The organism is Halosolutus halophilus, assembly GCF_022869805.1.
Taxonomy (GTDB): Archaea; Halobacteriota; Halobacteria; order Halobacteriales; family Natrialbaceae; genus Halosolutus; species Halosolutus halophilus.
Map to the genome: position 1 here is coordinate 2,400,574 of NZ_CP094974.1, position 26,326 is coordinate 2,426,899.

38 protein-coding genes and 1 tRNA gene are annotated in these 26,326 nt (G+C 64.8%); 10 read left to right on the top strand and 29 right to left on the bottom strand.

Annotated features, from left to right (window positions below):
- Positions 1 to 332: 332 nt before the first annotated feature.
- From MUG98_RS11780 to MUG98_RS11915, 28 genes are all read right to left on the bottom strand, one after another.
- Entirely contained in the window at positions 333 to 3,908 is a 3,576-nt protein-coding gene (locus MUG98_RS11780; RefSeq protein WP_265112301.1) for a hypothetical protein, read from the bottom strand.
- Positions 3,905 to 4,132, bottom strand: a complete 228-nt coding sequence (locus MUG98_RS11785) for a hypothetical protein (RefSeq protein WP_265112302.1) — start codon at positions 4,130 to 4,132, stop codon at positions 3,905 to 3,907. The genes MUG98_RS11780 and MUG98_RS11785 overlap by 4 nt, the downstream gene beginning before the upstream one ends.
- A complete protein-coding gene (locus tag MUG98_RS11790) occupies positions 4,129 to 4,359 on the bottom strand; it encodes a hypothetical protein (RefSeq protein WP_265112303.1) in 231 nt (76 codons plus the stop codon). The genes MUG98_RS11785 and MUG98_RS11790 overlap by 4 nt, the downstream gene beginning before the upstream one ends.
- Positions 4,360 to 4,473: 114 nt before the next feature.
- Positions 4,474 to 5,931 carry a preprotein translocase subunit SecY gene (gene secY / locus MUG98_RS11795; protein WP_265112304.1) on the bottom strand — a complete coding sequence of 486 codons (1,458 nt, stop codon included), beginning with the start codon at positions 5,929 to 5,931 and terminating at the stop codon, positions 4,474 to 4,476.
- 3 nt (positions 5,932 to 5,934) lie between these two features.
- Positions 5,935 to 6,423, bottom strand: a complete 489-nt coding sequence (locus tag MUG98_RS11800; RefSeq protein WP_265112305.1) for an uL15m family ribosomal protein — start codon at positions 6,421 to 6,423, stop codon at positions 5,935 to 5,937.
- A gap of 2 nt (positions 6,424 to 6,425) precedes the next feature.
- Positions 6,426 to 6,893 carry a 50S ribosomal protein L30 gene (locus MUG98_RS11805; RefSeq protein WP_265112306.1) on the bottom strand — a complete coding sequence of 156 codons (468 nt, stop codon included), beginning with the start codon at positions 6,891 to 6,893 and terminating at the stop codon, positions 6,426 to 6,428.
- Complete coding sequence (locus MUG98_RS11810; protein WP_265112307.1) at positions 6,893 to 7,549, bottom strand: 30S ribosomal protein S5; 657 nt, start codon at positions 7,547 to 7,549, stop codon at positions 6,893 to 6,895. The genes MUG98_RS11805 and MUG98_RS11810 overlap by 1 nt, the downstream gene beginning before the upstream one ends.
- Entirely contained in the window at positions 7,546 to 8,094 is a 549-nt protein-coding gene (locus MUG98_RS11815) for a 50S ribosomal protein L18 (protein WP_265112308.1), read from the bottom strand. The genes MUG98_RS11810 and MUG98_RS11815 overlap by 4 nt, the downstream gene beginning before the upstream one ends.
- Positions 8,094 to 8,543: a 50S ribosomal protein L19e gene (locus tag MUG98_RS11820; protein ID WP_265112309.1), complete on the bottom strand. Its 450-nt coding sequence runs from the start codon at positions 8,541 to 8,543 to the stop codon at positions 8,094 to 8,096. The genes MUG98_RS11815 and MUG98_RS11820 overlap by 1 nt, the downstream gene beginning before the upstream one ends.
- A complete protein-coding gene (locus MUG98_RS11825; protein ID WP_265112310.1) occupies positions 8,536 to 9,267 on the bottom strand; it encodes a 50S ribosomal protein L32e in 732 nt (243 codons plus the stop codon). The genes MUG98_RS11820 and MUG98_RS11825 overlap by 8 nt, the downstream gene beginning before the upstream one ends.
- Before the next feature lie 3 nt (positions 9,268 to 9,270).
- A complete protein-coding gene (locus MUG98_RS11830) occupies positions 9,271 to 9,804 on the bottom strand; it encodes a 50S ribosomal protein L6 (protein ID WP_265112311.1) in 534 nt (177 codons plus the stop codon).
- A 2-nt stretch (positions 9,805 to 9,806) separates the two neighbouring features.
- Positions 9,807 to 10,199, bottom strand: a complete 393-nt coding sequence (locus MUG98_RS11835) for a 30S ribosomal protein S8 (protein WP_250141689.1) — start codon at positions 10,197 to 10,199, stop codon at positions 9,807 to 9,809.
- A gap of 1 nt (position 10,200) precedes the next feature.
- Positions 10,201 to 10,383 carry a 30S ribosomal protein S14 gene (locus tag MUG98_RS11840; RefSeq protein WP_250141688.1) on the bottom strand — a complete coding sequence of 61 codons (183 nt, stop codon included), beginning with the start codon at positions 10,381 to 10,383 and terminating at the stop codon, positions 10,201 to 10,203.
- Positions 10,376 to 10,915, bottom strand: coding sequence for a 50S ribosomal protein L5 (locus MUG98_RS11845; protein WP_265112451.1), 540 nt, complete (start codon positions 10,913 to 10,915; stop codon positions 10,376 to 10,378). The genes MUG98_RS11840 and MUG98_RS11845 overlap by 8 nt, the downstream gene beginning before the upstream one ends.
- On the bottom strand, positions 10,908 to 11,609 hold the full coding sequence (locus MUG98_RS11850) for a 30S ribosomal protein S4e (RefSeq protein WP_265112312.1): 702 nt from the start codon (positions 11,607 to 11,609) through the stop codon (positions 10,908 to 10,910). The genes MUG98_RS11845 and MUG98_RS11850 overlap by 8 nt, the downstream gene beginning before the upstream one ends.
- Entirely contained in the window at positions 11,606 to 11,962 is a 357-nt protein-coding gene (rplX, locus tag MUG98_RS11855; protein WP_265112313.1) for a 50S ribosomal protein L24, read from the bottom strand. The genes MUG98_RS11850 and rplX overlap by 4 nt, the downstream gene beginning before the upstream one ends.
- Positions 11,963 to 11,964: 2 nt before the next feature.
- Positions 11,965 to 12,363, bottom strand: coding sequence for a 50S ribosomal protein L14 (locus MUG98_RS11860; RefSeq protein ID WP_265112314.1), 399 nt, complete (start codon positions 12,361 to 12,363; stop codon positions 11,965 to 11,967).
- Positions 12,363 to 12,800, bottom strand: a complete 438-nt coding sequence (locus tag MUG98_RS11865; protein WP_265112315.1) for a 30S ribosomal protein S17 — start codon at positions 12,798 to 12,800, stop codon at positions 12,363 to 12,365. The genes MUG98_RS11860 and MUG98_RS11865 overlap by 1 nt, the downstream gene beginning before the upstream one ends.
- Positions 12,791 to 13,255 (bottom strand): ribonuclease P protein component 1, encoded by a 465-nt coding sequence (locus MUG98_RS11870; RefSeq protein ID WP_265112316.1) that lies wholly within the window; start codon positions 13,253 to 13,255, stop codon positions 12,791 to 12,793. Before MUG98_RS11870 ends, MUG98_RS11865 begins: the two co-directional genes overlap by 10 nt.
- 4 nt (positions 13,256 to 13,259) lie before the next feature.
- On the bottom strand, positions 13,260 to 13,472 hold the full coding sequence (gene rpmC / locus MUG98_RS11875) for a 50S ribosomal protein L29 (RefSeq protein WP_265112317.1): 213 nt from the start codon (positions 13,470 to 13,472) through the stop codon (positions 13,260 to 13,262).
- Positions 13,472 to 14,407 carry a 30S ribosomal protein S3 gene (locus MUG98_RS11880; RefSeq protein WP_265112318.1) on the bottom strand — a complete coding sequence of 312 codons (936 nt, stop codon included), beginning with the start codon at positions 14,405 to 14,407 and terminating at the stop codon, positions 13,472 to 13,474. Before MUG98_RS11880 ends, rpmC begins: the two co-directional genes overlap by 1 nt.
- On the bottom strand, positions 14,407 to 14,889 hold the full coding sequence (locus MUG98_RS11885; protein WP_265112319.1) for a 50S ribosomal protein L22: 483 nt from the start codon (positions 14,887 to 14,889) through the stop codon (positions 14,407 to 14,409). The genes MUG98_RS11880 and MUG98_RS11885 overlap by 1 nt, the downstream gene beginning before the upstream one ends.
- Positions 14,890 to 14,896: 7 nt before the next feature.
- Positions 14,897 to 15,319, bottom strand: a complete 423-nt coding sequence (locus MUG98_RS11890; protein WP_265112320.1) for a 30S ribosomal protein S19 — start codon at positions 15,317 to 15,319, stop codon at positions 14,897 to 14,899.
- The gene (locus MUG98_RS11895) at positions 15,316 to 16,038 is read right to left on the bottom strand and encodes a 50S ribosomal protein L2 (protein ID WP_265112321.1); all 723 of its coding nucleotides are present in this window, start codon (positions 16,036 to 16,038) and stop codon (positions 15,316 to 15,318) included. The genes MUG98_RS11890 and MUG98_RS11895 overlap by 4 nt, the downstream gene beginning before the upstream one ends.
- A gap of 2 nt (positions 16,039 to 16,040) precedes the next feature.
- On the bottom strand, positions 16,041 to 16,295 hold the full coding sequence (locus MUG98_RS11900; RefSeq protein ID WP_265112322.1) for a 50S ribosomal protein L23: 255 nt from the start codon (positions 16,293 to 16,295) through the stop codon (positions 16,041 to 16,043).
- Positions 16,292 to 17,044 carry a 50S ribosomal protein L4 gene (gene rpl4p / locus MUG98_RS11905; protein WP_265112323.1) on the bottom strand — a complete coding sequence of 251 codons (753 nt, stop codon included), beginning with the start codon at positions 17,042 to 17,044 and terminating at the stop codon, positions 16,292 to 16,294. Before rpl4p ends, MUG98_RS11900 begins: the two co-directional genes overlap by 4 nt.
- An 11-nt stretch (positions 17,045 to 17,055) precedes the next feature.
- Complete coding sequence (locus MUG98_RS11910) at positions 17,056 to 18,078, bottom strand: 50S ribosomal protein L3 (protein ID WP_265112324.1); 1,023 nt, start codon at positions 18,076 to 18,078, stop codon at positions 17,056 to 17,058.
- 4 nt (positions 18,079 to 18,082) lie between these two features.
- The gene (locus tag MUG98_RS11915; protein WP_265112325.1) at positions 18,083 to 18,958 is read right to left on the bottom strand and encodes an RNA methyltransferase; all 876 of its coding nucleotides are present in this window, start codon (positions 18,956 to 18,958) and stop codon (positions 18,083 to 18,085) included.
- Between the two features lie 305 nt (positions 18,959 to 19,263).
- Here MUG98_RS11915 and MUG98_RS11920 point away from each other — a divergent pair.
- The 8 genes from MUG98_RS11920 to MUG98_RS11955 all read left to right on the top strand — a co-directional run bounded on the left by MUG98_RS11920 (position 19,264) and on the right by MUG98_RS11955 (position 23,832).
- Positions 19,264 to 19,334 (top strand) — tRNA-Gly (locus MUG98_RS11920).
- Positions 19,335 to 19,918: 584 nt separating this feature from the next.
- Positions 19,919 to 20,221, top strand: a complete 303-nt coding sequence (locus MUG98_RS11925; RefSeq protein WP_265112326.1) for a hypothetical protein — start codon at positions 19,919 to 19,921, stop codon at positions 20,219 to 20,221.
- 242 nt (positions 20,222 to 20,463) lie between these two features.
- Positions 20,464 to 20,802 carry a HalOD1 output domain-containing protein gene (locus tag MUG98_RS11930; protein ID WP_265112327.1) on the top strand — a complete coding sequence of 113 codons (339 nt, stop codon included), beginning with the start codon at positions 20,464 to 20,466 and terminating at the stop codon, positions 20,800 to 20,802.
- 120 nt (positions 20,803 to 20,922) lie between these two features.
- Complete coding sequence (locus MUG98_RS11935) at positions 20,923 to 21,234, top strand: MTH1187 family thiamine-binding protein (RefSeq protein WP_265112328.1); 312 nt, start codon at positions 20,923 to 20,925, stop codon at positions 21,232 to 21,234.
- Between the two features lie 104 nt (positions 21,235 to 21,338).
- Complete coding sequence (locus MUG98_RS11940) at positions 21,339 to 21,548, top strand: heavy-metal-associated domain-containing protein (RefSeq protein ID WP_265112329.1); 210 nt, start codon at positions 21,339 to 21,341, stop codon at positions 21,546 to 21,548.
- 128 nt (positions 21,549 to 21,676) lie between these two features.
- Entirely contained in the window at positions 21,677 to 22,609 is a 933-nt protein-coding gene (mch, locus tag MUG98_RS11945; protein WP_265112330.1) for a methenyltetrahydromethanopterin cyclohydrolase, read from the top strand.
- A gap of 97 nt (positions 22,610 to 22,706) precedes the next feature.
- Complete coding sequence (locus MUG98_RS11950) at positions 22,707 to 23,387, top strand: HAD family hydrolase (RefSeq protein WP_265112331.1); 681 nt, start codon at positions 22,707 to 22,709, stop codon at positions 23,385 to 23,387.
- A gap of 46 nt (positions 23,388 to 23,433) precedes the next feature.
- Entirely contained in the window at positions 23,434 to 23,832 is a 399-nt protein-coding gene (locus MUG98_RS11955) for a hypothetical protein (protein WP_265112332.1), read from the top strand.
- Between the two features lie 97 nt (positions 23,833 to 23,929).
- On the opposite strand, the gene MUG98_RS11960 is transcribed toward MUG98_RS11955, so the two are convergent.
- Positions 23,930 to 25,531, bottom strand: coding sequence for a GTPBP1 family GTP-binding protein (locus MUG98_RS11960; protein WP_265112333.1), 1,602 nt, complete (start codon positions 25,529 to 25,531; stop codon positions 23,930 to 23,932).
- A 241-nt stretch (positions 25,532 to 25,772) separates the two neighbouring features.
- Here MUG98_RS11960 and MUG98_RS11965 point away from each other — a divergent pair, with 241 nt between their 5' ends.
- On the top strand, positions 25,773 to 25,949 hold the full coding sequence (locus MUG98_RS11965; protein ID WP_265112334.1) for a hypothetical protein: 177 nt from the start codon (positions 25,773 to 25,775) through the stop codon (positions 25,947 to 25,949).
- Between the two features lie 41 nt (positions 25,950 to 25,990).
- Positions 25,991 to 26,260, top strand: coding sequence for a hypothetical protein (locus MUG98_RS11970; RefSeq protein WP_265112335.1), 270 nt, complete (start codon positions 25,991 to 25,993; stop codon positions 26,258 to 26,260).
- Positions 26,261 to 26,326 lie beyond the last annotated feature (66 nt).

Consider the following 26,326-nt stretch of genomic DNA (forward strand, 5'->3'; position numbering starts at 1 on the left):
TAATCAACCGTGTTGTTCGGTGAGTCTCGATAAATGAGCCTCCTATATCAATCGCTGGAGGGCCCCAGATCAATCATCTACTGCGCGTTTCAACAGAGCCATCGAACACAACCCGAACAAAACGTAGATCTTCGGCATCACGATCGCGACGGACCACCCCCACAGATTCGAGTTGATCGAGTGCTCGATCGAGCGTCCGATCGGCGAGATCGGTTCGCTCCTGAAGTTGGGACCGAGTGATCGATCCACCACTTTCCTTGAGCACGAAGATGACGTACTTGGCACTGGGCGGGAGGTCCGCTGGGGCGTCGTCACGACGGGGGGTGGCGACATCAGTCACCTTGATCAGAGGCCGATCGGGGCCAGATTGACGGGTGAGTGTCGCCACTATCCGCCTCAGTCACCTCTCGATCAACGTCACCACCGTCTGCGGGGGTGCGGATCGCCAACGCCCACCTACTAGAGTTTCCGTAGGGGGGAGTTGGCGGTTCCTGAATGTCCACGAACCCAACGGATGGCAGGCCGGAGTCACTGTAGAGCGTTGCTCCGTGTGACCCAGCACCCTCCGCCACATGAATCGCGGGCTCACCGACCTCGTCGTCGGCCAGTCGCTCGAGTGTCTGGCGGACATGTTCCTTCGAGCAACCGACTGCTTCGGCGATTTCGCGGGCAGACTTCGATCGGGCACTCGAGCGCAGTTCTTCGACGATCTCCTCCTGAAGGTCAGTGAAGACCCACTCGACGCCGGGCACCTGGACGTCAGCGAACCCGGCAGGCATCGCGTCGGTCCGGATGAACACCGTCGCGGTAACGTCGGGATCGGTCGGATCACGGGCGTACCGACCAGCTGCCTGGGCGATGTGGTTCTCGCGAACGCTTGCGAGGATCTCCTGAGCTGTCTCGGCGTCCTCACCCTCGAACCCACGACCACGGGCCCGATACTCCTGCCCAGCGTCGTTGATGGCAGTCTCGACCTCGGCCTGGAGTTCGAGTTCGGCGAGCAGGTCCAGGACGTAGTCGTCACCGGGATCCATACAGCCATTAACGAGCCCAACGCGTTCATTCGCGAAGTCGTTGCGTGACTTCTCCTCACCAAAGTGCATCAACTCCGGCCGGTGACAGCCGGCCTCCTCCATGAGCTCCTCGAGATGATCCTCGACTTGTGCGGTCGTGATCGCGGTGCGGAACTGGGTGCCGTACTCGTCGACGAGATGGTCGAGCAGCGCCTCGAGTTTTTCCTCATTGAGCCACTCCAGTGCCTGGTCACCCGACAGCGGCCGGGTCGCGTCGCCAACCTGGACGACGCGAAGTCCGCGTTCGTAGCGCCGCCACAATTGGCGCTCTTCGGAATCGAGGACCTCAGTGGTCTTGATCCAGGGAAGGGTGTTGGCCTGCCACAGCGGCGCCGCGGGGTGGGCGTCGAGTCCGACGAGTGAGCGTGCCGATCCGAAGTCCGGGACAACGCGAACCGATCGGATGTCGTTCGACTCGTCGAGGACGACCGAGACCCACTCCCGGTTCCAGTCGTCGTCATCGCGAACGCCGGCTTCGAGTCGCGGGGGTTCGTGCATCGTCTTGCCGAACCGCCGTCCGTTCGCACGCACCTCAGTGCGAAAGATCGCCCGCGCCAGCGCCGGCGCGAGCGTGTGAGCAGCGACGTTCTCGAAGTACCATTCCCGATCGGGCTCCTCCCAGAGGATGTCTTCGAGCGCGTCACGTTCGCGCGCCGCGTCGCCCTGGTAGTCGTCGTGGCGGGACAGCTGGATGAACGCCTCCCAGGTCTGTACCGGCGCGTCGATCTCGCGGAGGTACGCACCGACGGCGTCGCGGATCCGGTCGGTCGTCAGATCGTCCTGTTCGTAGCTGGGTTCTTCGTCGACGACGATGTTGTTCGCCGTCCGCAGTCCGGGCGCGTACGCGAAGTTGTGGGTCGCGATGACGAGCGGCCAGTACTCAAGGTCGCCGTCAGGCCCCTCGCGGTACGTCTCCCACTGGGTGATCGCCGTACAGCGGTCGCCGCCACAAGGGAGATCGACGCCCTGGTCGTTGTGATCTTCGAGGTAGCGATGGGCCGCCGAAAAGGGCATCCCCTTCCCCTCGCACTGACGGTCGAGCCACTCGCTAGCGGGCTCGCCATCGATCGTGATCTCGCCATTGTGGTCGCCGGCACACACGGGACAGGCCTCGTGCCGACCGAGGAGGACGTGGTACTGACCGCCGTGCTCTTCGGCGACGTCGACAGCCTCGTCGCGAGCGTCCCTCGTCTCGAGCAGGTGGACGACCGGCCGGTCGCCGGTGAGGTCCTCGCGGGCCCCCCAGCGCGTCGAGGCAACCGTGTGTGATTTCCCGAGTGCCGTCGGCGCGTCGACGATCCGGTCGTCTTCCTCGCGCATGACCTCGGCGATCGTCTCGAAGAGCTCATCGCGAGCGGCGTCCGTCGACGGCCACTCGAGGCCGCGTTTCTTCGCGTAGCGCCGGCGTTCAGCAGGGTCGAGCGCGTCTAACTGGCCGATCGGAAGTGCCGAGACCGCGCGTCCATCGCCGTCGTCCTTATACGCGTCGTCGCTTGACGGTTCGTACTTGGGGATATCGAAGCCGAGTTCGCGGAGATGGTCGACGCCACGCCACCAGGTCTCGCCGTCGACGGGACGGGCGTTCGCCAGTCGGACCTCACCGGCGTCGATTGCGGCCATGGTGACGGGGCCTCCGTAGCCGCCGAGTTCACCGGTGTCCTGCCAGCGTTCGGAGTTGACGATGTTCGCGGTCCCGCCGTCCGAGAGTGACCCCCACGTCGGCCAGAACGCTCGCTCGCCGTCACTCGTGGTGGCGTCATCGTTCCACCGCTGGACGATCGTCTTCTCGGCGACCCGCTGGGCGTCGAGGCGGTTGATCGCGGCGAAGATGTCGCGGACGTCGTCTGTTGTCTCGTTGCTCGAGGTCGCCTCCGGTTCGTAATCCTCGAGGTCGTAGTCGTCGCGATCGATCGAGACGTGATCAGGGTCCTCGTCTCGACGTCGGTTCGGGAGCTGGTCGTTCGCATCTAGGAGGTCCTCGAGGACGTCGTCGTTCCACTCGCGGACCTCAATAGGGGACCCAGGGACATGCTCGCCGGTTGCGACGCAGACGCGTTTGCCAGGGTAGATCTCGATCGATGGAAGGTCGTCGTTCTCGCCCCACGGATCCTCGTCGAGGCGCCAACTTGCTTGCTTGATGTCGTCGTCGAAATTACCGAAGTCACCGCGGTAGATCGCGTGGACGCCGGCTCCGGACTGCGATATATCGGCGTAGGTGGCACCGAGATGCTCAAGGAGCGCCACGAACGCCGGGTGGACGTCGCCAGTCTCGGGACAGCGGACGTCGTCGCCATCGACGTAGACGTAGGGATCGTCCTCGCGCTGGATGAACGCCCGACCGTCGAGGCGCGGATCGATCTCGGCCATCGTAACGGTCTCGCCGTCGACGTAGTGGCCCCGGTAGCCCCACTTGAATCGCGCGTCACAGTCACACTGTGCTGCGGTATCGTGGCCGCCCTTGTCGCAGTCCGCTGGCGCGTTCGTATCGCCCCACGGAGCGAAGGGTTTCTTCTCACGGTGGCCCATCCACTGCTCGCGCTCGAGCAACTCGTCGGGCCATATTCCTGAACGGGGATCCGCAAAATCGGCGTCCGCCCATTCGTCGAACTGTGCATGCAGGTCCGGACGCAACTGCGTATGCGACTCTCTTCCGCGGTTCCGGGTGCTATTACGTGAATCGTGCTCCGATTTAGAGGGACTATCGCCAGCGACGATCGCCTCGGCGGCCTCGAGGTAGCTGGGATCAGCGTCGGCTAGCCAGAGCAGCCGCTTTGCGGTGGCGTTTGGGTGGTTCTCGGAGGCGCGTTCGAGGCGCTCCAGGACTTCGTCGCTCACGCCGAACCACCTCGCGCTGCACCGCGGACTTTCCGAGTATCGGCCTTTGAGCAGTCAAAGCAGAGCGTGGTGTGCGGGTGGTCGTCGTCACGACCGATCGCATAGCGTTCACGCTCGACGGTCTCGGGATCGAACGTGCACCCGCAGTAGGTGATACCGCGAAGAACCTCGAAGCAGTAGCCATTGTGGCCATTGTCGAGGTTGACGACGTAGCCGGTCGTCACTGTGACCACCCCCAATCAGAGAAGGTCGACTGGCCGTCGACGTCAGGGCGCTCGACCGTGTCCAGGTCGTCGGGAATCGGGACGTTTTCGGTCCGTTCCTCGCCGGCGTCCTCGGGATCGGTCGCGTACTCGACCTTCTCAGCCTGGTCTTCGAGCTCGGGACGCTCCGTGATCGCTTGGTAGGTCCCGTCGATCGCGCCGCCGTGGAACTCGCGACGGCCGATCATGCAGTCTCACCCCCCGGGTGAGCTGCCAAGACATGTGAGTCAGCGGTTGGAGAAAATTGAGAAATTGAATGATCGAATTCAGCCGAATTTAGGCCGTAGAGGCCCACATATTCGTCATTCTTTTCCGAACATCTGGCGCATCATCGGATGCATTTCCATGAGCTGTTCCTCGGCGATCTCCTCGTACAGTTTGTACGTGATGGAGACGGCGAGCAACAGCCCGGTTCCGCTGACGGCGCCGATCGTACCGAGCATGTTCGCCCAGACGGCCAACAGGCCGACCAGCGCGCCGCCGAGGACGGTCACCTGCGGGATGTACCGCTCCATGACCTTCTCGATGACGCCGACGTTCTGGCGGAAGCCGGGGATCTGCATCCCGGAGTTCTGGATCTGCTTCGCCGTCGCCTCCGGGCCCATGTCCGTGGTTTCGACCCAGAAGATGGCGAAGACTGCGCCGCCGACGACCATGAACGTCACGTCGATGCCGACGCGGATCATGACCTTCCACGCTTCCTGCCCGAGTTCGCCGGTAAACCACATCCAGTCGCTCGGTGAATAGATGGGGGCGACGTAGTAGAAGAACCCGTCGACGGGCTGGCCCTGGCTGTTGTACGTTCCCAGCCACGAGGGCATTCCCCACTGACTGTTGAGGATCTGGCCCAGGAACTGGATGTTGGCCTGCAGCGCCCGGACGAGGATCATCGGCAGGACGCTCGCGTAGATGAGCTTCACCGGGAAGCGGCCGCGGGCACCCTTGACGCGGGCGTGACTGAGCGGGATCTCGACCCGCACGGACTCCGCGTAGACGACGATCCCGAAGATCAGCAGCGTCGTCAGCAGCGCGACGAGGTGGCCTTCCTGGAGCAAGATCGTGTACAGTCCGTCACCGGCCACGATCGAGCCGACCTCGACCTCTCCGGTAACGATCCGGTACCAGTCGTAGAAGAAGCCGCCCTCCGCCGGCTGGATCAACCCGGTGACGAGTCGCTGGCTGACGCCGGCGATGATGAACAGGCCGATCCCGCTCCCGACGCCCCACTTGCTGACGACCTCGTCCATGTAGAGGATGAGGATACCGCCGACGAAGATCTGGGCGAACATCAGGAGCTGGACCTGCGTCTGGCCGAAGGTGAACCCGCCGAGGGTCAGCGACGACTGGGCAGGCAGGAAGCCGCCGGCGAACACCATCGGGAGCGCGGTCAGCGCGGTCATGATGACGACGAGCAGCTTCTGGAGGCCCTGATAGAGGACCTGATCGCGCGGATCGTCCGTGTCGAGTCCGAGCAGGTTCGCCCCACCCAGCAGCTGCAAGACGATGCTGGCGGTGACGATCGGTCCGATACCGACTTGCAGCACCGACCCGAACGATCCGGCGAGGATCGCGCGGAACTCGCCGAAGAGGTCGGTCCCCTGCCCGGACAGTCCGAGCAGGGTGATGTTGGTCAGGAAAAAGTACAACATCAGGATGCCAGCCGTCCACGCCAGCTTGCGCTTGAAGGGGACGTGCCCCTCCGGACGACGGACCGCGGGCATCCGTGTCAGGACCGGTTCAGCGGCTTCCTTCCATCCCATATGTTATTCCTCGTCCTGTTCGGATTCGGCGTCGGCCTCTTCGGCTTCCTGGGCTCGTTCGGAGACCACCGCTTCACCGCCGGCGGTCTCGAGTTTCTCGCGAGCCGCGTCGGAGAAGGCGTCCGCCGTTACCTCGAGGCTGTTGCGGACCTGCCCGGAGCCGAGGACCTTGACGACGTCGGCCTCGTGGCCGTCCTCGACGATGTCGCGCGCGTCGAGGCTGTAGCCGTCGTCGGTCTCCTCGGCGATGTCGTCGGCGACGTAGAGGATCGCGTCCTCGTCTAGCTTCTGGACGTCGATCTCTTTGACCTCGTCCCGGATGTCGTGCGGTCGCTTGAACCCGTGCTTCCCTTTCGGTTCGTAGTTGTGGAACTCGTGTTTGCTCCGCCCGGCGCGGCCGCGGCCACCGCGGTGGCCTGCACCACGTCGATTCTTGTGGGAGCCACCGCTGTGCGTGCGCGATCCACGCTGGCGTCGTTTTTTGCTCGTCATGGTTATCGCATCGATTCTAGCAGGTCGTTAATCTGCTGGGTTGTATGTTTTCCGAGTTGGCCGCCCTCGACGGTCGGCTTCTTGATGCCGTCGTGGCCGCCACGCGGCGGGTGGAGACGTAGCGTCGGCGACAGTCCCTCGTCGCGAAGCGTCGTCTCCTCGGCGACCAGCGCCTCGGCGAGTTCGCCGAAGTCGTCGTACTCGGTGTTCTCGGCGAGCCACTCCTCGTCGACGTCGGACTGGTCGCCCTCGAGGGGTTCGGCGCGCTTTTCGAGCACCGTCTCGAGCACGTCCGCATCGGGCTCGCCGACGGCGACGTAGTCGTTGACCTTCGCGATCATCCCCTCGTAGGCGTCCGTCTCGGGGACCAGGGCGCAGTGGTTCACGCTGTGGATGTTGAGCATCGACAGCGTATCCTCGACGTCCTGCTGGCGGTTCACCTCGCCACGAACCTGGACGATGGCCTTCATCACTCAGCCACCTCCGGTTCCTCTCGGTTCGGACGCCGCTGCGGGTGTCGCGACTGCGAGGCGTTCTCGAGCGCGTTGAACGTCGCCTTCGCGAGGTTCACGGTCGTTCGCGTGTTGCCGTGACTCTTGGTCCAGGCGTTCTCGATACCCGCGAGTTCGATGACCGCTCGAACGGTATCGCTCGCGGCCAGTCCCAGCCCTTCGGGGGCAGGGATGAGTTCGACCTCGACGGAGCCGGCCTTGCCCTTCGTGCGTCGGGTCAGCGAGTGGGGCCGATCCGATCGGTCCTCCCACGAGCCCGAGCCGCGCGGGACCTGGATGATGTTCAGCTTCGCGATACCGATCGCCTTCTGGATGGCGGAGCCGACCTGGTCGTCCCGGCCTTCCGCGTAGCCGACGAAGCCGTCGCGGTTGCCGACGGCGACGACACAGCGGAACTTCACGCGTCGTCCGGAGTCGGTCATACGCTGGACCATGTTGATGTCCAGTACCTCGTCGTCCAGTCCGGGAAGGAGCTGGTCGACGATTTCGGGCTCTTTCAGCGGGAGGCCCGAGTTGAGAGCGGCTTCCATCGTGTCGATGTCGCCCTCCTGGACCTTCCGGCCGAGACGGGTGACGGGCTCCCATCCGTCGTCGTTGTAGTTGTTTCCACTCATTCGAGAATCGCCTCTCGTACCTCGTCGAAGTGTTCTGGTAGGTCGGTCGCGTCGAACTCGCCGCTGTACAGCGGCTCGTCTAGCTGCTCGGCGTACTCGGCGACGTGTTCGCCGCGGGTACGCGACCAGTCTGCGAGCACGCTGTCGTTGTGCGGGATCTCGAGGCCGGCGTCGATCGCCCCTTCCTGCACGGCGAATACCTTGTTGCCGGGCGTCGCCGTGTTGAGGCCGATGTCGAGGACCGCTTCCTCGAGGCCGGCCTCGACGGCTCGTTTGCCGGCCAGCAGGCCGGTCAGGTAAGCCGCCGAGATGTTACTCGTCGGGGCCTCCCAGCCGTACGCTTCGAGATCGCCGGAGTGTGCGCTTGCAAGTGTCTCGTCTCCCTGAGGTCCGGGAGTGATCAGCTGCGCCGTAGTGTGCTTGTTGCTCTTGCGAGCGACGAGGCGTGGTTTGCCCGATTTCAGCAGGCGCAACCTCTGGTGGTAGTCCGTCCGGACCTCACGGCGACGTCGCATCGGAACGTTGTATCGTGGTCCTGTCGCCATTACTGGTCACCGTAGTTGTCGTCGATGTAGTTCAACAGGTACCGGACGCTCCGGAACTCGCCACCGCCAGCCTTCTTGTAGAGCTGGCGGTACTGCGTGGGCGTGATCTCGCCCTTGTCGCGGAGTTCGCGGAGTTTCCGTCGCTGTGCACGAATCTTGTTCTCCCAGTCCTCTTTCTCGTTCTGGCGTGCGCCTTTCTTGCCGCGGCGCTTGCCCGGCCCCTTCTGGTGGCCGTAGGCGCGCTTCGCGTTGCGCTCGCGAGCACGGCCGCGGGAGTTGCCGCCGGCTGCTTCGGCCTGGATGCGGCCCTCGTCGACGAGTTCGCGGATCTCGTCGCGAGTGATCGCCTCGGCGATGTCCGCCTGGGCGTCGGGATCGAGCCAGATCCGATTCTCGCCGACGTCGAGGACGTCGGCTGCCAGTCGTTTCTGCGCGGAGAGATCAGTCATTGGATTCCACCTCGACTTCCTCGTAGGTCGGGTTCAGGACGCGGACGCCCTGGTCCTCGGCCGCTTCCTCGATCCGTTCGCGCTTGCGCGCACCGACGGTCGAAGCGATCCGGACTGCTTCCCGATCGCCGTCGACGCCCTCGAGGTCGGCCGTATTCTCGACGTGGACCTCTTCGAAGCCGCTGGGGTGTTTCCCCCGGACTTCTTTCGGCGTGCGGAAGCCGGCCTCGACTTTCGGGCCCTTGCCCTTGACGCCGCGGCGCTGCTTGGATAGCTGGCCGCGTGGCCGTCGCCAGGATTCGGGCGTCCGCTTCTTCTTGTGGTAGTCCTGCCGGTTGAACTGCGGTTTGCCGACGTTCCGGCGGCGGTCGAGCAGCCGCTGCTCCTCGTCGGAAAGTTCCGGCGTCTTCTCGGTCAGCCCGCGTGGCTGCAGTTCGGTCTCGACGTCTTCTTCGGGTTCTTCTTCCTCGACGGCCTCGTCTTCGATCTCGGCTTCGGTCTCCTCGGAGACTTCGAGGTCGCCGACGTCGGCCTTGATACGGGCCGCGAGCGCGTTGCCGACACCATCGGCCTCCGCCAGGTCGTCCTGGTCGGCTTCCTTGATGTCCTCGATCGATTCGAAGCCAGCGTCACGCAGCGCGTCCGCTTTGCTCGCGCCGACGCCGCTGATATCTTCGAGGTCCTGCGGTTCGTCCCCAGCCGATTCTTGTTCGTCGTCTGCCATCTATCAGGCACCTCCTTTGGCGGGTTTTTCGGTGATGTAGACCCCGTCCTGGAAGACGCGGGTGTCCTTGCCGCTGACGCGCGTCAGCTGCTCGATGTCCGCCGCCGTCTGTCCGACGTCCTCCTTGTCCGGGCCGGACAGGACGAGTTTCTCGTCGTCGACGGAGACCTCGGTCTCACCGTGGATAGTCGTTCGTCGCGCTGCCTTCTCGCCGAGGAAGTTCTCGATGACGACCTCGTCGCCCTCCGAGCGGACCTGCATCGGGAAGTGAGAGTAGAAGACTTCCATCTTGTACTCCCAGCCCTCGGTCACGCCGTGGAAAGCGTTCCGGATGTGGCTCTCGAACGTGCCGACGGTCGCGTTGGTCTTCGCGTCCTCGGCCTCGCTTTCGATCACCACGGTGTCGTCCTCGAGTTCGACGGTCACGTCGGGGTACCAGAGGCGCCGCGAAACGGTGCCTTCCGGTCCATCGACGGTCACGTCGAGATGGTCGACCTCGACGGATACGGGTTCGGGTATTTCCAGTTCGACTCGCATGGTTAGTAGACGTATGCGATCACCTGGCCGCCGATCCCCTGCTCACGAGCCTCGTAGTGGCTCATGATACCGCTGCTCGTCGTCACGACGAGCGCACCGAAGTCCCGAGCGGGGAGATAGCGCTTCTCCCACTTCTCGAAGTCGTCGGCGCCTGCGGCGTAGCGGGGCTTGACGGGGCCACACTCGTTGATCGCTCCTTTCAGTTCGACCTCGAACTGACCGGCTTTGCCGTCGTCGACGTACTCGAAGCCGTCGATGTACCCGCGGTCGTAGAAGACCTCGAGCACGCTGCCGATCTCGTTCGAGGCGGGCGTTACCTCGTGGGTCAGATGACCGACGCTCTCGGCGTTATCGAGCCCAGAGAGCGCGTTGCTGAGTGGATCGTTTCCGGTCATGTTATCGATACTTCTTGAATCCCATGTCGCGGGCGATCTCGCGGAAGCACTGCCGGCACAGGTTGATGTCGTACTTGCCGACGAGTCCCTGTTTGCGACCGCAGCGCTGGCACTCCTCGATCTGGCCGGTACGCTTTGCCGCGTGCTCGCCCGTGTGATCGTTTTCGGTTTCGCTTTCACTCATCTGCGGACTCCTCCACGGTGACGTCGAATGTCGCCTCGAGGAACGCGATCGCGTCCCCGGGCGTCAGTCGGTGGCTCGACGGGATCGATCGGCTGGCCTTGTCACGTTTGGCCACCCGGTAGCCCGGACGCACCAGGTTGACGGTGACGTCCAGCCCGTAGATCCCGACGTTCGGGTCGTACTCCTGGCTGGGGAACTCGGTGTGTTCCTCGACACCGAAGCTGAAGTTCCCCGTGTCGTCGAACTGCGTCGTGGAGAGGTCCGCGAGCGGCAGCGACTTTTCGAGGAAGTCGGAAGCGTCCTCGCCACGAAGGGTCACCTTCGTGCCGATCGGGTCGCCCTGGCGAATCCCGAAGTCGGGTTCGGTCTTCTTCGCCTGGGTTCGGACGCTCTCCTGACCCGTGATCTCCTCGATGATTTCCTCGGCCTTCCCGAGTTCGCGGCCACCGCGACCGACGCCCATGTGGACGACGACCTTCTCGACGCGCGGTTCGCGCATCTCGTGGAAGTCGGCTTCGGCCTCGCTACTCATCGTCATCACCCGTGAAGTTCTCGTCGATCACGACGACGTACTCCTCGATGGTTTCGAAGCCGCCATCGTCGGTGGTGACGCTGATGGTGTTCGGGCCGCTGCCCGGCGTGACGTCGATCGCGTCGATCTCGCCGATCTTGCCGCCGTGGTTGCCACGGACGGCCGTGACGAGCGCGCCCTCCTCGAACGGGAAGTGGGCGACGATCGACTTGTCGTCGTTGTCGACGACGATCGAGTCGTTCGTGCTGTACTCCTCCTCGTCGACGACGACGTTCGTCCCGTCGTGCAGGGTCAACTGGGTGTCGCCACCCGGGACCTGCTGTTTGCCCTCGATCTTGCCGAGGCGGCTTCCGGCGGCCTCGGCGTCGATCTCGGTCAGCGCGAGCCGACCGCCCTCGTCGGGGAAGACGCGGTAGTACTCCTCGCGCCCGGGGAAGGCAACGATGTCGAACATGCCGATCGGGCGCTGTTCGTCGTTGATCGGATCCCCGTTGACGAGGATCGCGTCCTCGCTCAGGGCGTATCGGGCTTCCTTCTTCGAGTCGACGTAGCCGAGCACGTCCCGCAGCAGGACGACGAGCGGCACGCCCTCCTTACCGTGCGGGCCGGCACCGGCCTTGACCGTGAAGACGTCGGTCTTGCGCTCGACCGGCCAGGACTTCGGTACTGACAGTCGTTTCTGGTGGTTCGTCATTCGGTATCACCTTCAAGCCGTGCTTCGCGACGCTCGTCCTCGAGGTCGAGCTCCGTGATGCGGACGTTCGAGGGGTCGAGCGGCCGCGGCACTTCTTCACCGTCGGCCGTCTCGACGGTCACGTCCTCGACGTGGATCGTCCCGTCTTCGAGGATCGCACGCAGGACCTCGCCGCTTTCGCCGGCGTGGTCGCCACGCATGACTTCGACCGTGTCGCCCGCGTTGACGCGGGTGCGACGGGTGTCGTACTCCTCGCGGAGCTCGTCGGACAGCGTCGCGTGGAGCTGCTTCTGTCGCTTGTGCAGCGGGGCACGCTCCGTCTCGGTTCGCTGTTTGTGTGGTTGTCTGGTCATAGCTATACGATCATCGTCGCGGTGGACGCGATTGCTCCGAAGCGTTCTGCGACCTCGCGGGCGATCGGCCCCTTGATCTCCGTGCCTCGGGGCTCTTCGTTCTCGTCGATGATGACCGCCGCGTTGTCCTCGAACTTGAGGCGGGTGCCGTCGGGCCGGCGGATCGGTTTCCGCTGGCGGACGATGACGGCCTCGAGGACCTGCCGGCGCATCTCGGGAGTCCCCTTCGTGACCGAGACGGTCACCTTGTCGCCGAGTCCCGCCTTCGGCTGGCGGTTCTTGGTGCCGTGGTAGCCCGAGACGCTGATGATCTTCAGTTCACGTGCGCCGGTGTTGTCGGCACACGTGACCAGGGATCCCTTCTTCAGTCCCTGCGTGACGTCGGCTTTCATCGCCTCCATCACTCATCACCCTCCGGTTCGTCCGCGGCGAGGTCTTCGTCCGACAGCTCCTGCTCAGGTTCGACCTGGCGAGTGAGCTCGGCGATGTCCTCGGCAGTCGCTTCTTCGGTTACTTCGACGACCACGTGCGATTTGGTCTTCGACAGTGGTCGGGTCTCTGCGATCTTGGCCGTGTCACCGACCGAGAGCGGCTCGAGCACGCCCGGTACGTGAGCCGGGATGCGCGAGCGTCGCTTCATGTAGCGGTCGTACTTCGGGACCGCCACGTCGTACTCTCGTTCGACGACTACGGTCTTCTCCATGTCCGTCGAGACGACCTGCCCTTCGAGGATCTGCCCTCGAACGGGAAGCTCGCCGTAGAACGGACACTTCTCGTAGTCGTATTCCTCCGGGTTTTCCGGTTCCGGAGGGGTTTCAACGTCTAATCCTATTGCCATGGTGAATCACCATTCGTTTCCGTGCGTCGGGCGGGTCGTGAGAGCAGTCGCGAGCCATCGACCGTAACGTAGGCCACGTCCTCGCCGGCAGCGTGGCGGTGGTCCCGCGAGGGGGCATCGCCACGACAGCTAGCGGCATCGCCGCCAGCTCGGTCCGACCTGTCCGATTCATCGGACGTGTCGGGTTGAGTGTCGGCCAGTTTGGACGCGGTCCCCGACCCCTTCGCGGAGTCGGCGGCGTCATCTGTGATCGCGAACTCGAACGTCGAGCCCGATTTCGGTACCATGACGACCCGAGATTCGCCGTCGTCACGAACTTCGATGGACAGGGTGTTCGTCGTCTCGATGACGACACGCCCCGCTATGCCGACCCGCGAGGGATCGTCGCTCTCGACGATCCGCACGGGGAGGCCGTTGAGTTCGTGTCGCGGCAGTGTCTCGGGTGTCAGTGGCATTCGTTTATTCGTCGTCGAAATCGCCTTCCTCGCTCTGGATCGTCTTGATCCGAGCGATCGTGCGACGCAGTTCGCCGATCCGGCCCGGGTTCTCCGGGGCCCCACCGGCCGCGAGGACGGACTTCTGGTTCAGCAGTTCCGTCTCGAGTTCGTCGAGTTCTTCCTCCCGTTCGGCGGGCGTCATGTCGCGGATCTCTTCGACGTGGAGGATCGCCATCAGGCGTCACCCCCCTCGTCTGCATCTCCCTCGTCGTCCATCTCGGCGACGAGTTCCTCGGCTTCCGCTTCGACGTCTTCCTCGAGTTCGTCGAGGTCCTCCTCGATCGGCGACTCGTCGGGAATCTCGACGTCCTCGTCCTCGCTGGCCTCGACTTCTTCCTCGATGACTTCCTCGACGTCTTCATCGAGTTCGGGCTCGGGCTCGTCGGCCTCGTCGGCCGCGGCTTCGACGCCGGCGTCGGCCGCGTCGGTCTCCTCGGGTTCGCCCTCGAGCAGTTCCTCGACGCCTTCGGCCTCGTTGGCCTCGACGGCGTCCGGCACGACTTCCTCGGGATCGAGGTCCTCGTGGATCTGGAAGTCGTCGGGCAACTCGGCACCCGGCGGGATGATCTTGACGTTGACCCCGATGGTGCCGAGTTTCATGACCGCGACGCCCTGGCCGTGGTCGACGACCTCCTCTGCGGGTTCGCCGTTGTGCTTGATGTAGCCACGGTTGAACTTCTCGACGCGCGATCGTGCGCCCGTGACCTTCCCCGAGAGGACGATCTCGGCGCCGAGTGCGCCGGCCTCCATGATCCGGTCGATCGTCGTGTGACCGGCCTTCCGGAAGTACCAGCCGCGCTCGAGCGCGTTGGCCAGTCGGTCCGCGACGATCCGTGCATTGAGGTCGGGTTCGTCGACCTCCTGGACGTCGATCTGGGGGTCCTCGAGGTTGAACTTCTCCTCGAGGGCCGTCGTGACCTTCCGGATGTTCTCGCCGCCTTTGCCGATGACCATCCCCGGCTTCTCGGCCTTGAGGACGATCTGGGTTCCCATCGGCGTCTTGGCGACGTCCATGCCACCGTAGCCCGCGCGGCCGAGTTCTTCGGCGAAGAACTCGTCGATCTGTGACCGCTGCAGGCCGTTTTCGATGAACTGGTGTTCGTCAGCCATTAGCTATCACCTTCTTCGTCCTCTGTTCCGTCCTCGCTGACGACGATCTCGACGTCGACTTCCGGCGTGTTCCAGGAACTCGCCCGCCCCATCGCGCGGGGCTTGCGACCGACCGACTCGCCGACCTTGTGGGCGGCGACGTGGACGATTTCCATCGACGATCCGTCGAAGCCCTGGTGGTCCGCGTTGGCTTCGACGTTCTCGAGGAGATCGAGGAACGCCCCCGAGACCTTCTCGGGGTAGCGGCCGGCGTCCCAGCCGTCGATGTCCGAGCGGTGACCGACGCCGCTGTTGTGCGAGCGAAACGGCACGGACTGCTCTTCGTCGATCACGTCCTGCAGGTACGCCCGGGCGTCTTCGACGGTTCGGCCCTTGATCTCGCGGGCGACCTCCTTGCTGTGCTTGTGGCTCATGTGACGCTCCCGGAGCATCGCTTTCGCGGTCGCGTCCGGGTCCGCGTCGACTGAGTAGTTGATTCCCATGCGTAGATCACTTCAGTGGGACGAACTTCGAGGAACGAGTCGCGCCGATACCGGCCTGTCCGTGTTCGACGGACGTTCGGGTTAGCTGGAACTCGCCGAGATAGTGTCCGATCATCTCGGGTTCGACGCGGACGCGTTCGAAGGACTGTCCGTTGTAGACCTCGAAGGTCAGCCCGACGAACTCCGGTACCACCGGCATGTCGCGCAGGTGCGTCCGGATCGGCGCGTTCGTCGTCTCTTCCTCGTCTTTCTCGCGGGCCTCCTCGAGAAGCTTCTGCTTCTCGACGGAGAGTCCGCGTTCGATACTTCGCCGCTTGCGAGCGGGTAGCAGTTCCGCAACCTCGTCGAGCTCCATGTTCTGCAGCTCCTCGAGCGTGTGGCCGCGGTAGGTGAACTCACCTTCGCGACCGGTTCTGTACTCCTGGCTCATTTGTCTCCACCTCGACCGGTACGGCGCGAGGAGATGTCACCCACTTTCCGTCCCGGCGGGGCGTCCCGCGAGATGGACTTGGGCTTGCCGGGGTGCTGTCGGCCGCCACCACCGAACGGGTGGTCGACGGCGTTCATCGCGACACCGCGGACGCGGGGCCACTTCGTGCCCCGGGCTTTCATCTTGTGGTACTTGTTCCCTGCCTTGACCATCGGCTTCTCCGTGCGGCCCCCACCGGCGACGACGCCGATGGTGGCTCGGCACTGCGGATCGAGGCGCTTGACCTCGCCGCTCGGCAGCTGGACGACCGCCGCGTTGCGGTCGTGGGTGATCAGGTCCGCGTTGACACCCGAGGAGCGGGCGAACTTGCCGCCGTCTCCCGGGTTCGCTTCGACGTTACAGACCGGCACCCCTTCCGGAATCTCCGCGAGCGGAAGCGTGTTGCCGGGCTTGATCTCCGCCGAGACGCCGACCTGGATCTCCTCGCCGACGGTGACTCCTTCGGGAGCGAGGACGAGGCGCTGATCGCCGTCCTCGAATTCGACGGCCGCGACGGGAGCCGATCGGGCTGGGTCGTGTTCGATGTCCACGATCGTCCCGCGGACCACGTCGTCGTCTTCTTCCTTCTTGTGGTCGAGCTTCGCCTTGTAGCGGTGCGACGGAGCACGGAACGTCGGCGTCCCGCGTCCACGTCGTTGTCCGAGGATGCGTCGTCCCATCGTCAGAACACCCCGATTCTCGAGGCGACTTCCTGGGCGTCGTCGTCCGCGGACAGTTTGACGGTTGCTTTCTTCTTGCCGTTCATGGTCACTTGCGTGTTGACGTTGTCGACCGTGATGTCGAAGCGAGCTTCGACCTCGTCACGGATCTCCGGCTTGGTCGCGTCCGGGTTGACGACGAACTGGAGCTTGTTCTCGAAGTCCATGTCGTTCATCGCCTTCTCCGTGACCAGCGGGTGTTCGATGATCGAACTCATCGGTCCGCCACCTCCTCGAGCGCGCTCTCGGTCCAGACGGTCAGGCGACCGGGCTGTGCGCCCGGTGCCAGATCCTCCGCGTTGACCTCCGCGGCCGTCGCGACGTCCGCGCCGGCGAGATTCCGGGCCGCACGGGACGGGCCGGTCTCGCTCGAGGTCACGAACAGGATCGACGACGGCTCCTTGTACTTGCGTCCGCGGGTCTTTCCGCGACCCGATCGGACGCCCCGACCCTCGTCGGCGCGTTCGATGTCCGCGTCGAGGCCGGCGGCCTCGAGGAACTCGACGACCTCTTTCGTCTTCTCGAGGTCCTCGAACTCGTCGGAGACGACGACCGGAATGTCGGCGTCGTCGTCGAACTCGTGGCCGCGCTCGGCGACGAGGTCGGCGTCGGTCGTCGCAGCGATCGCGCTGCGGACGGCCAGTTTCTTCTCTTTCGTGTTGATCGATTCAGTCCAGTCCTTCTCGGCTTTCGGCGGGTGGGCCTTGCGTCCCTTGACCGTCTGGGGAACGCGACGACCGCGTCCGTCCTGTCGCGGGACGTGGGCCATCCCCCGGCCGCTGCCGAACGATTCCGCCGGCGTTCGCATGCCGGCGAACTCGTCGGCGCCGTAGTCCTGTTTCCGGTTTGCCTGGGCGACACGGACCGCGCGGGCGATCAGGTCCGGGCGGTACTGGGTCTCGAAGACCGCCGGGAGCTCGACCTGCCCCGCGTCCGAACCGTCCAGGTCTCGTACTGTTGCGTCCATAGTTTGCTAGTTTAGCCCTGGTTGGATGCGGTGGAGACGTAACGCACCTCGGGATCGAGGCGCGGCTGGTCTCCGGGTCGGATCGCCGGGCGGAAGCGTACGAGACGCTGTTCCGGCCCGGGGAGCGAGCCCTTGATCAGCGCGTGCGGTCCGTCGACTTCGCCGTAGTTGACGAAGCCGCCGTCGACCGTCGCGTCAGCCCCGTCGCCGATGTCGACGAGGCGCTTGTTCAGTTCCGTCCGCTGGTGGTAGCCGGTCTGGCCCTGCTGCGGGACCGTCGACCGGACGCGGGACGGATTCCAGGGACCGAGGTTCCCGATGCGGCGGCGCCAGCCTTGCCGGGCGTGTTTGCCCTTGCGTTTCTGGACGCCCCAGCGCTTGACGGGACCCTGGGTTCCTTTCCCTTTCGTGACGCCGCTCGCGTCGACGTACTCGCCGGCGCGGAACACGTCGTTCATGACGTGTTCGCCGCCGCCGTCCTCGAGCAGTTCGAGGGCGTAGTCGACGCGCTCCTCGACGGAGCCGCCGCCAACGCGCGTTTCCATCACGTCCGGCTTCTTCTTGGGTACCGAGGGAACGTCCCCGGGAACCGTGTGCGTGATGACTCGCACGTCGTCGACGCGCCCCTCCTCGAGGAGGCCGCGGAGTTCGTCCGCGGCTGCGTCGGTGTCGTAGTCGTCACCGGGGAGGTCGAGGACGCGATCGAGTTCGGCAACGAACTCGTCGGTCCAGACCTCGGTGACCGGCTTCTTGCCGTACGGGGTGTCTTCGTACGCTCGCAGAGCGACCGCGCGCATCGGCGGCGTCTCCACGATCGTCACGGGGACGGTCTGTTCCATCCCCTCGGTCGGCGAATTCGCTTGGTCGTCGACCATGACGACGTGGGTCATGCCGGCTTTGTAGCCCGCGAAACCCTGGAGCGTCGGCTGTCCGTCGTCGTCCGGCCACGAGTTGAAGCGCGGGACCTCGCTGGTCGCACGCTTTCGTGGGCCGAACCCGAGTGAGCCTTTGCGTGGTGCGTTTGATTGTGGCATTCTATCACTCTCTCAGTGAGAGGGGAGCGAGGGTCGCGAACAGAGCCTCCTCCGTTCGCACGACCTCGCTTCCCTGATCCGGAACCGTGTTCAGCCAGAGGTCGAACCCCGGATCGGCTGTGGGTTCGACTCCGTCATCCCCGTCGGCCCCTGCGTCGTGTGCAGCAGCGACGGCGGATGCCTCGATTCCGAGGATGTCCGGCAGCCCTCTCTCGGGCGCGCCGAACGCGACGGTCATCCCGTCCCGTTCGACCCGTCCGGCCAGCGTCGCGAGCCGTCCCACGGTGAGGTGCTCACCGTACCGGGACGACGCGATGCGAACGCCGGCGTCCTCACGGCCGAGTGCTGTCGAAAGGTCCGTCCGCTCGACCGACAGCCCCGGGAGGGGCTCGTCGACGAGTTTCGCCCGGACCGGTCGTCGCGAAGAGATCCTGACGGTCACGCGCTCCCCCTCGTCGACCTCCATTTTCGGAGGCGTGTTGAGGGAGATCGGGTGTTGCAAGCCGCAATTGACCCGGACGCGCCCTTCAGGTCCGACCTCGGTCACGATCCCTTGTCTTGACGACCCCGAACCGTCTGATTCGGAGCCGGTCTGTGACGTGGCGCGGAGCGGCGGCAGTACGCCCGCGTACTCCAGTTCGTCCCGCATCCCCCAAACCTCGTTGCGGAGGTACGGGGGCGTCGCGGCGTACCGCAACACTGTGCTTACGAACCCGCCGTCGAACCGCCCGGTTTCGCCCTCCCGATCGGGGAAGATGATCAGGCGATCGGCCCGGAAGATGGTCGCCGCGCGGGCGACGTATCCGAGTTTGCGAGTCGCCTCGCGTTTGTCCTCGGCCTCCCGGGTGAGCGACGACGGCACGAGTACGCTGACGGTCATGCCGTGACGCTTCGGCGCCGCGTCACTAGACTGTAGCGATGTGTTGCCGACAGGGTCGTAAAAGGATAGCGGATTCGATCCCGGCTGTGAGCCGTTCACAGGGTTGAATTCGTGAGATACAGGTTCTCAAGAGAATACGTCGATTGCGGTGACGTGTGTGGCCGATCGGATGGGGCTCGCGAACGCGCACGCAAATGACGCTCCGATCGGTCGACGGGCGACCTTTGGTACGCCGTCGACACCCACGCCTGATACGATTCGCAACCCTTATACATCCATCCCGGATTAGGTGTAAGTGCAACAGGGCGCTGGTAGTGTAGTGGTATCACGTGACCTTGCCATGGTCACAACCTGGGTTCAAATCCCAGCCAGCGCACTTCTCCGAACACAACATCTCGAGCGTTGCATAGCAACGCGAGTATCCGTGTTCGGCGAACTCGTTCTCGATTTGAATCGGACGTGGTCCAAATCTCAGCCACCGCTTCTCCGGATTCAATTCGGCGAACGTCTGCCGGCAGGTGTCGCAGCGCGTTCGCCGAACCGACACGGGACTCGTTGCCGACTGAGGACTGCGATCTCAGCCGAGAGGTCTCGAAACGGCGATCCGGAACGGGTACGGCGATCGTAGGGACTGACTACTTCGCCTGCTCCCAAGGCGCCGTCTCGACGGCGACGAACTCGAACTCCTCGGGAAGTCGGTTCTCGACGTACACGCGGTCGCGTCGCCAGGGAGGGAATCGACGACGCACCATCTCGTGCGGTTCGGTCGTGCGAGTGAACAGGGGCGGGTACGGATGTCATGCTCGTCTGATGTCGAGCAGCAGCGCAAAAACGGTCCCGCGGCGGCCCAGGATTTGGGGCGACGTCGATCCGTCCGCCGATCAGCCCGATCACGAGTCGTCGGATATCGATCCGCTGCCGCGAGTCGGGTCGAACTCGAGTTGGAACTCGCCGGCATCGGTGACTTATCTCCTGTTCGTGGGAATGGATGGTCGCATCGCCGCGTTTCAGGGCGGGTTGGTCCTCGGCTACTTCCTGCGAGTGTGGGAGAACGTGACCGCCTACGAGCGGATCCTTGACGAAGAAGCGGCACAGGAGGCCGAAGCGGCGGTCGCGGACGAGATCGAGGACCAGATCCCGGCCGAAGTCGAGGAACAACTCGCCGACGACGCCGAGACGGAACTTCTCGATCGATTCGGCGAGATCGACGAGGAACTGGCGGACGAACTCCGTGAGAAACTGGAAGAACAGACCCGATCATAACGCCGTGACGGCTTCGAGCCCCGTTGACGTGCGAGAACAAAGTACTGTTCGATTTCCTCCCGATTCGACGTAGTAGTCGTAACAAAATAACGACAGATACAGAACGGATATCGAGACTATTTCGAGAGATAGTGTGTTCTGGCGCCTATTAATTCACGCCTGTTAAAATATATCGGACTGCGATTGGCTTTTATACTCCGAGTTACTACAATGCAATCGACGATTGAACGGCATTTCCTCCTATGCGAACAGAACTGACACACGACGACGACGCAGACGAATACCAGTACGATCAGACTAACGGCCGTTACGTCTTCCATCACGACAGCGACGGCAGTGCGACGATCACCGCGACGATCGTCCACGCGCTCGCGTCGATCGCCGAGACCGACGTCTCGCAGGGGGAATTCTCGCTCTACGACAGCGTCGATCCGGACGCCCTGGACCGGATCTTCAGCAAGAAAGCCGACGGTACCGAACGATCCGGTGGTCACGTGGCGTTCACGGCCCTCGAACACGAGGTGTTTGTCTACGCGAACGGTGACGTCATCATCTATCCGCCGTCACAGACGCGGCGCTAACTCCGAGCGGTTCTGTTTTCGCGGGTCGATCGACGAGTAGCCGCGGCCGGATCCGATAACCAGATACCCGATAGCTGGCAGGGAGCGGATTTACGACCCCTGCGATCGTCACGAACGGGTATGACGGTCGTTGCACTGTTGAGCGTCGCACCGGTGATCGAGGACAGCATGGCAGGAGAGGTCGCGAAGGCCGTCGCGGCGCTCGAGGAGTACGACGTGGAGTACGAGACGAATCCGATGGGAACCGTGATCGAGGCCGACAACACGGACGAACTGTTCGCGGCCGCGCAGGCCGCCCACGACGCCGTCGACGGTGATCGGGTGAGCACCGTGCTCAAGATCGACGACAAACGATCGCGTGAGACGTCCGCCCAGGACAAAGTCGACGCCGTCGCCGAGGAACTCGGTCGCCGGCCGACCAGCACCGAGTAGCGTCGGACGGGCGGTTGTCGGGTCGACGATGCCCGGGCTCCACCGAGACTGGACCGTTTTCCGAGAACGGAACGCTCAACTCAGCCCAGTGAATACTCGCGCCCATGGACCAGACCACACTCGACGTCACCGGTATGGCCTGTGATGGCTGCGAACAGAACGTCACCGAGGCGCTCGAAGCGCTCGAGGGGATCTCGTCGGTTACAGCGAACCACGAAGCCGACCAGGTGCGCGTCGAACACGACGAGGAGGCCGTCGACGAGGAGACGATCGCCACGACGATCGAGGACGCGGGATACGAGGTCACCGCGTAGCGATCGACGGCGGGCCCGCGGCGGACCGGTCGGAACGTCGACGGCGGCCGATCGGCCGACTGGACGGACGGTCGTCGAACCACGACGAACTGACAAACTGTTTTAGGACGGCGGCTGAAGGCTGTGACATGGAGAGTCTCAATCGGATGGCGATCGAACTGGTCGACGAAGCCCTCGAGTACGCCGAGGAGTTGAACGTCGGGGGGTACGATCTCGAGAACGAGGCGACGGTGCTCGACTTCGGGGTCGAGTTCGACGGCGGCGTCGAGGCGGGGCTCCTGCTGACCGAGATCCAGACGGCGGGGATGGCGACGCCGAGCCACGCCCTCGGCGAGATCGCCGGCACGCCGATCCCGTTCGTCGAGTTGACGACCGACCAGCCGGCGCTGTCGCTGCTGTGCTCCCAGAAGGCGGGCTGGGAGCTGACGACGACGGACTTCGAGGGACTCGGAAGCGGTCCGGCCCGGGCGCTGGTCGCCGAGGAGGAGGAGTTTCGCCGGATCGGCTACACGGACGCGTTCGACCTGACCGCACTCGCGATCGAAACCGACGAATTGCCGCCCGAATCCGCCGCCGAACAGGTCGCCGACCTCGCGGAAGTCGAGCCCAGTAGCGTGTTCCTGCTGGCCTACCGGACTGCGAGCCTCGTCGGCTCGATCACGAACGCCGCGCGTGCGGCCGAACTCGCCACCTTCCGACTCTCCGAACTCGGGTACGATCCCCTCGATATCGTCTCCGCGACGGGGCGTGCGCCGGTCGCACCGGTTGCGGAAGACGAACAGACGGCGATCGCCCGCACGAACGACGCGATCGCGTACGGCGGGACGGCCCACCTGACGGTTCGCGAGGACGCGGATTTCTTCGCCGACGCCCCGTCGACGGTCGCCGACGACCACGGCCGCCCGTTCGGCGACATCTTCGACGAACTCGACTGGGACTTCTCGGAGGTCCCCGCGGACCTGTTCGCGCCCGCGACGGTGACGATCGACGTCCTCGGCGGCCCGACCTACGCCCACGGCGAGACCGACGAGGAACTGCTCGCCGACTCGTTCGACCTCTAACGGTGCGGTTTCCACCGGTCTTCAGATCCGCGATCGGCCCCGCTCGTCCCCGTCCCGGCGGGATGGTTTTTTGTCCCTTCCGCGCGAGTCCCCGACCGTGACCGGGGACGTCGACGCGATCTGTTTCGATCTCGACGACACGCTCTGTACGTATCGGCGGTCGGGTGCGGACGTTCTCACGCGGGCGTTCGACCGCGCCGGCGTTGCCCGGCTGTGGGCAGTCGAGGAGTACCACGATCTGTACAGTGACTATCTCGCCGAGAGCACGGACGCCGACGATCTTCGCCGGCGGTGCTTCGCGGAACTCGCAGTTGACGCCGGCCACGACCGCGAGACCGGTCGGGTCGTCGCCGACGAGTTCGCCGCCGTCCGCGACCAGGAAGCCGTCGATCCCCTTCCCGGTGCGCGCGAGGCCGTCGAGGCCCTGTCCGATCGGTACCGACTGGGGCTCGTCACCAACGGCGCACCCGAGATGCAACGGACCAAACTCGAGGCGATCGGCCTGGCGGACTCGTTCGAGACGGTCGTCTACGCAGGGTACGATACGCCGGCGAAACCGGCCGCCGAGCCGTTCACGACCGCGCTGGACGCGCTCGAATCGACGCCCGGTCGGGCGGTCCACGTCGGAAACTCCCTCTCGTCGGACGTCGCCGGTGCGCGGGCCGCCGGGCTCCGATCGGTGTGGGTCCCGTTCGAAAACCGGTCGACCGGGACTCCCGATCCGACGCCGGACTACACGCTCGAAACGCTCGCCGACCTCGCGACGCCGCCGTGGTGAGCGCCGATCGGCCGATTTTTGGCCACGTAATGAGAGGCGGGAGTCGATGACCGATCGCGCGATCAACTTCCAGGAGATCGTCGAACACGTGCGAGCGGGGCCCGCCGACGGAGCCGCGATCGTGACCGTCGACGGCGACGGGCCGATCGACGTCTGTCAGCGCCTCTTCGAAGGGGTGCGTGAGCGAACCGACCCGACGGCGTGTGAGTTCTACACGAGTCCGAACGTCCGCCGCGAGATGGAGCGGCGGCTGATCGGCGACGACGTCGCCGTCGAGTCCGAGGCGTTCCTCGAGCGCCGGATCCGGACGGACGTTTCGATGCCAGACGACGCGATCCTGTTCATGCACCCCGACGCCGTCACCCTCGGCGGGACGATCACCGGTGTCCACCCCGTCGGAGTGGGGACGCTCTCGATACCGGACGACGACCAGCCGCGAATTTGAACGCGGGCGCGGGAGCTGTCGATGTCGGTGACGCGTCGATCGCAGGGATACCGTAGCGAACGGAGAGAACGGCGGATCGAAACGTCGGGAGGATGGATCAGTCGACGGGAGTGACGCCGGTCACGGTCCCGACGCCCTTGCTACGGCCCTCGCGGAAGACGAACTTCTGGCCTTCCTCGACGAGATACGGCCGGAATTTGAACCGGACGGTGGCCTTGCCCGTATCACCCGGCAGCAGGCGGCCGTCTTCGGGATAGAAGGCCGCCGCTTCGCCGATCGTCTCGAGGTGGACGACTGGTTCGTAGCCGTCGCCGATCCGGGTGGGATGGTTGAGCACCATGACTTCGGCCTCGAACTCCCGGATCGGCTCCGGGTCGGCGTCTGCCGGGAGCAACACCATGCCGCGCTCGACGGCGCTCTCCTTGATCCCCTTGAGGGCGATGCCGACGATCCGGCCCGCTTGCGCCCTGTCGACCTGGTGATAGTGCATCTCGATCGATCGGACCTCGACGTCCTGGAAGCGGCCGTCCGGCATCGGGCCGATGAGGAGTTCGTCGCCGGCCTCGACCTCGCCCGACATGACGGTCCCCGAGGCGACCGCCCCGACGCCGGTGACCGAGTAGCTTCGATCGACGTACATCCGGAACTCGCCGGTGTCCCGGGACGTCTTGGGGAGTCGATCGAACAGTTCGTCCAGGATGTCGAGGCCGTCCTTCGTGATGGCGCTGGTCGCGACGATCGGGACGACCCGTTCGTTGACCTCTTCGACGGCGGCGTCGACGCCGTGGCGTGCGACTCGTAGCGGCGACTTGTCGACCTCTCGGAGGAGGCGTTCGACCTCTCGCTCGACCTCCTGGACGCGCTCGTCGTCGACGACGTCGGTCTTCGTGATCGCGACGATCGTCGGCAGATCGGTCGCCAGCAGGACGCCGAGGTGTTCCCGCGTCGTCCGTGTGGGACCGTCGTCGGCGGCGACGACCAGCAGTCCGTAATCGAGTTTCTGCCCGACGAGGCCGCGGATCGTCGTCCGGAGCCACGGCTCGTGACCGACGGTGTCGACGAACGACACGAGGCGATCGGCCTCCTCGACCACTTCGGCCCGATCGGCCTTGCGGTTCGGGTTTCGGACGCGAACGGGACCGTCGTCGTCGAAGCCGTAGACGGCGTAGGAGAGGTCCGCCGAGAGGCCGCGCTCGACCTCGTGAGGCTGGACGTCGAGATACGTGCGCGTGGCCCCGTCGCCGTCGTCCGCCTTTCCGGTGACGAGCGAGCCCACCAGCGTACTCTTCCCGTGATCGACGTGGCCGGCCGTCCCGACGACGACGTGTTCGTCGTCGGTCTCGAGGACGGCCCCGTCGTGGATCGTCGCGACGCCGACCAGTCCGTCTTTCACGCCCCACGTCTGCACGTCGTCGATGTGTGCGTCGGCTTCCTCCGCGAGGAGCGAGAGCACGTCCATCGACTCGGAGAAGTCGTCGGGATCGATGCCGGCGAGGCCGCCGTCGTCCGTCACCCCGACGACGTACGTCGCCTCGCCGTCTCCGGACAGGAGCCGGTGTCGCAACTGGGCAGCCAGACTCTCCCGTCGTCCACCCTCGAGGTGGACGTCCCGTAAAAGGCGTTCCTTGAACTCGACGTTGCCACCGTCCTGTTCGCCACGGTCCAGGGCTCGCTCGAGGAGAGCCCGGTCACGGCTCATATCGCCCGGTAGTCGCTCACATGGCAAAAGCCTTCTCGTGCGATGGTAACATATGGCAAGATAGTGGGTCGTGAGACGGGACCGCGATCGAAGCCACCGTCGGTCACCGCACGCTCGATCGGACGTCTCGATCCGGAATTCGTCGCCACCGGAGTTCGCCGTCGCCACCGGAATTCGTCGTCGCCACCGGGATCGGAATGCCGGGCCCGCTTTCAAGCCTCTCGAGACCGTAGCCGATGCTATGAGTATCAGCGGGCTCTGTCAGATCTGCGAATCCCGCCCCGCCGAACAGCGGTGTCGCAACTGCGGGACTCTCGTCTGTGAGGCCCACTACGAGCAAGGGAAGGGGCTGTGTGCCGACTGTGCCGCACAGGCCCAGCCCGATCAGAACGAGGACGTCGACGTACACCGGTTCTGAGCCGTGGCTCCGCGAGTGAACAGTCACGAGGGGGCCCTCCCGTGACGTCGATCCGGGATTTGCTCGGCGAGTCGCTGGCCGTCGGCGAGACGTTCTGTCTCGTCCTCGAGGAGCGTGACGATCGGCTCGTCGCCACGCATCCCCACGACGCCAGCCCGCTCGACATCGCCGTCGTCGAGGGGCTGGACCTGCTCGAAGAACGACCGCCGACCGATCCCGTCGAGGTCGAGATCGTCGGCCGACTCGTCGGCGATCGGATCGCGGGGCGAGTCGTCGGGCTCGACTGTTCGAATCCCGAAAACGAGGCGTGATCGATCCGTCGTTCGCGACGGTTACACAAATTCGAGGAGAAAGCCCACGACTGCAGTCGTGGGAGT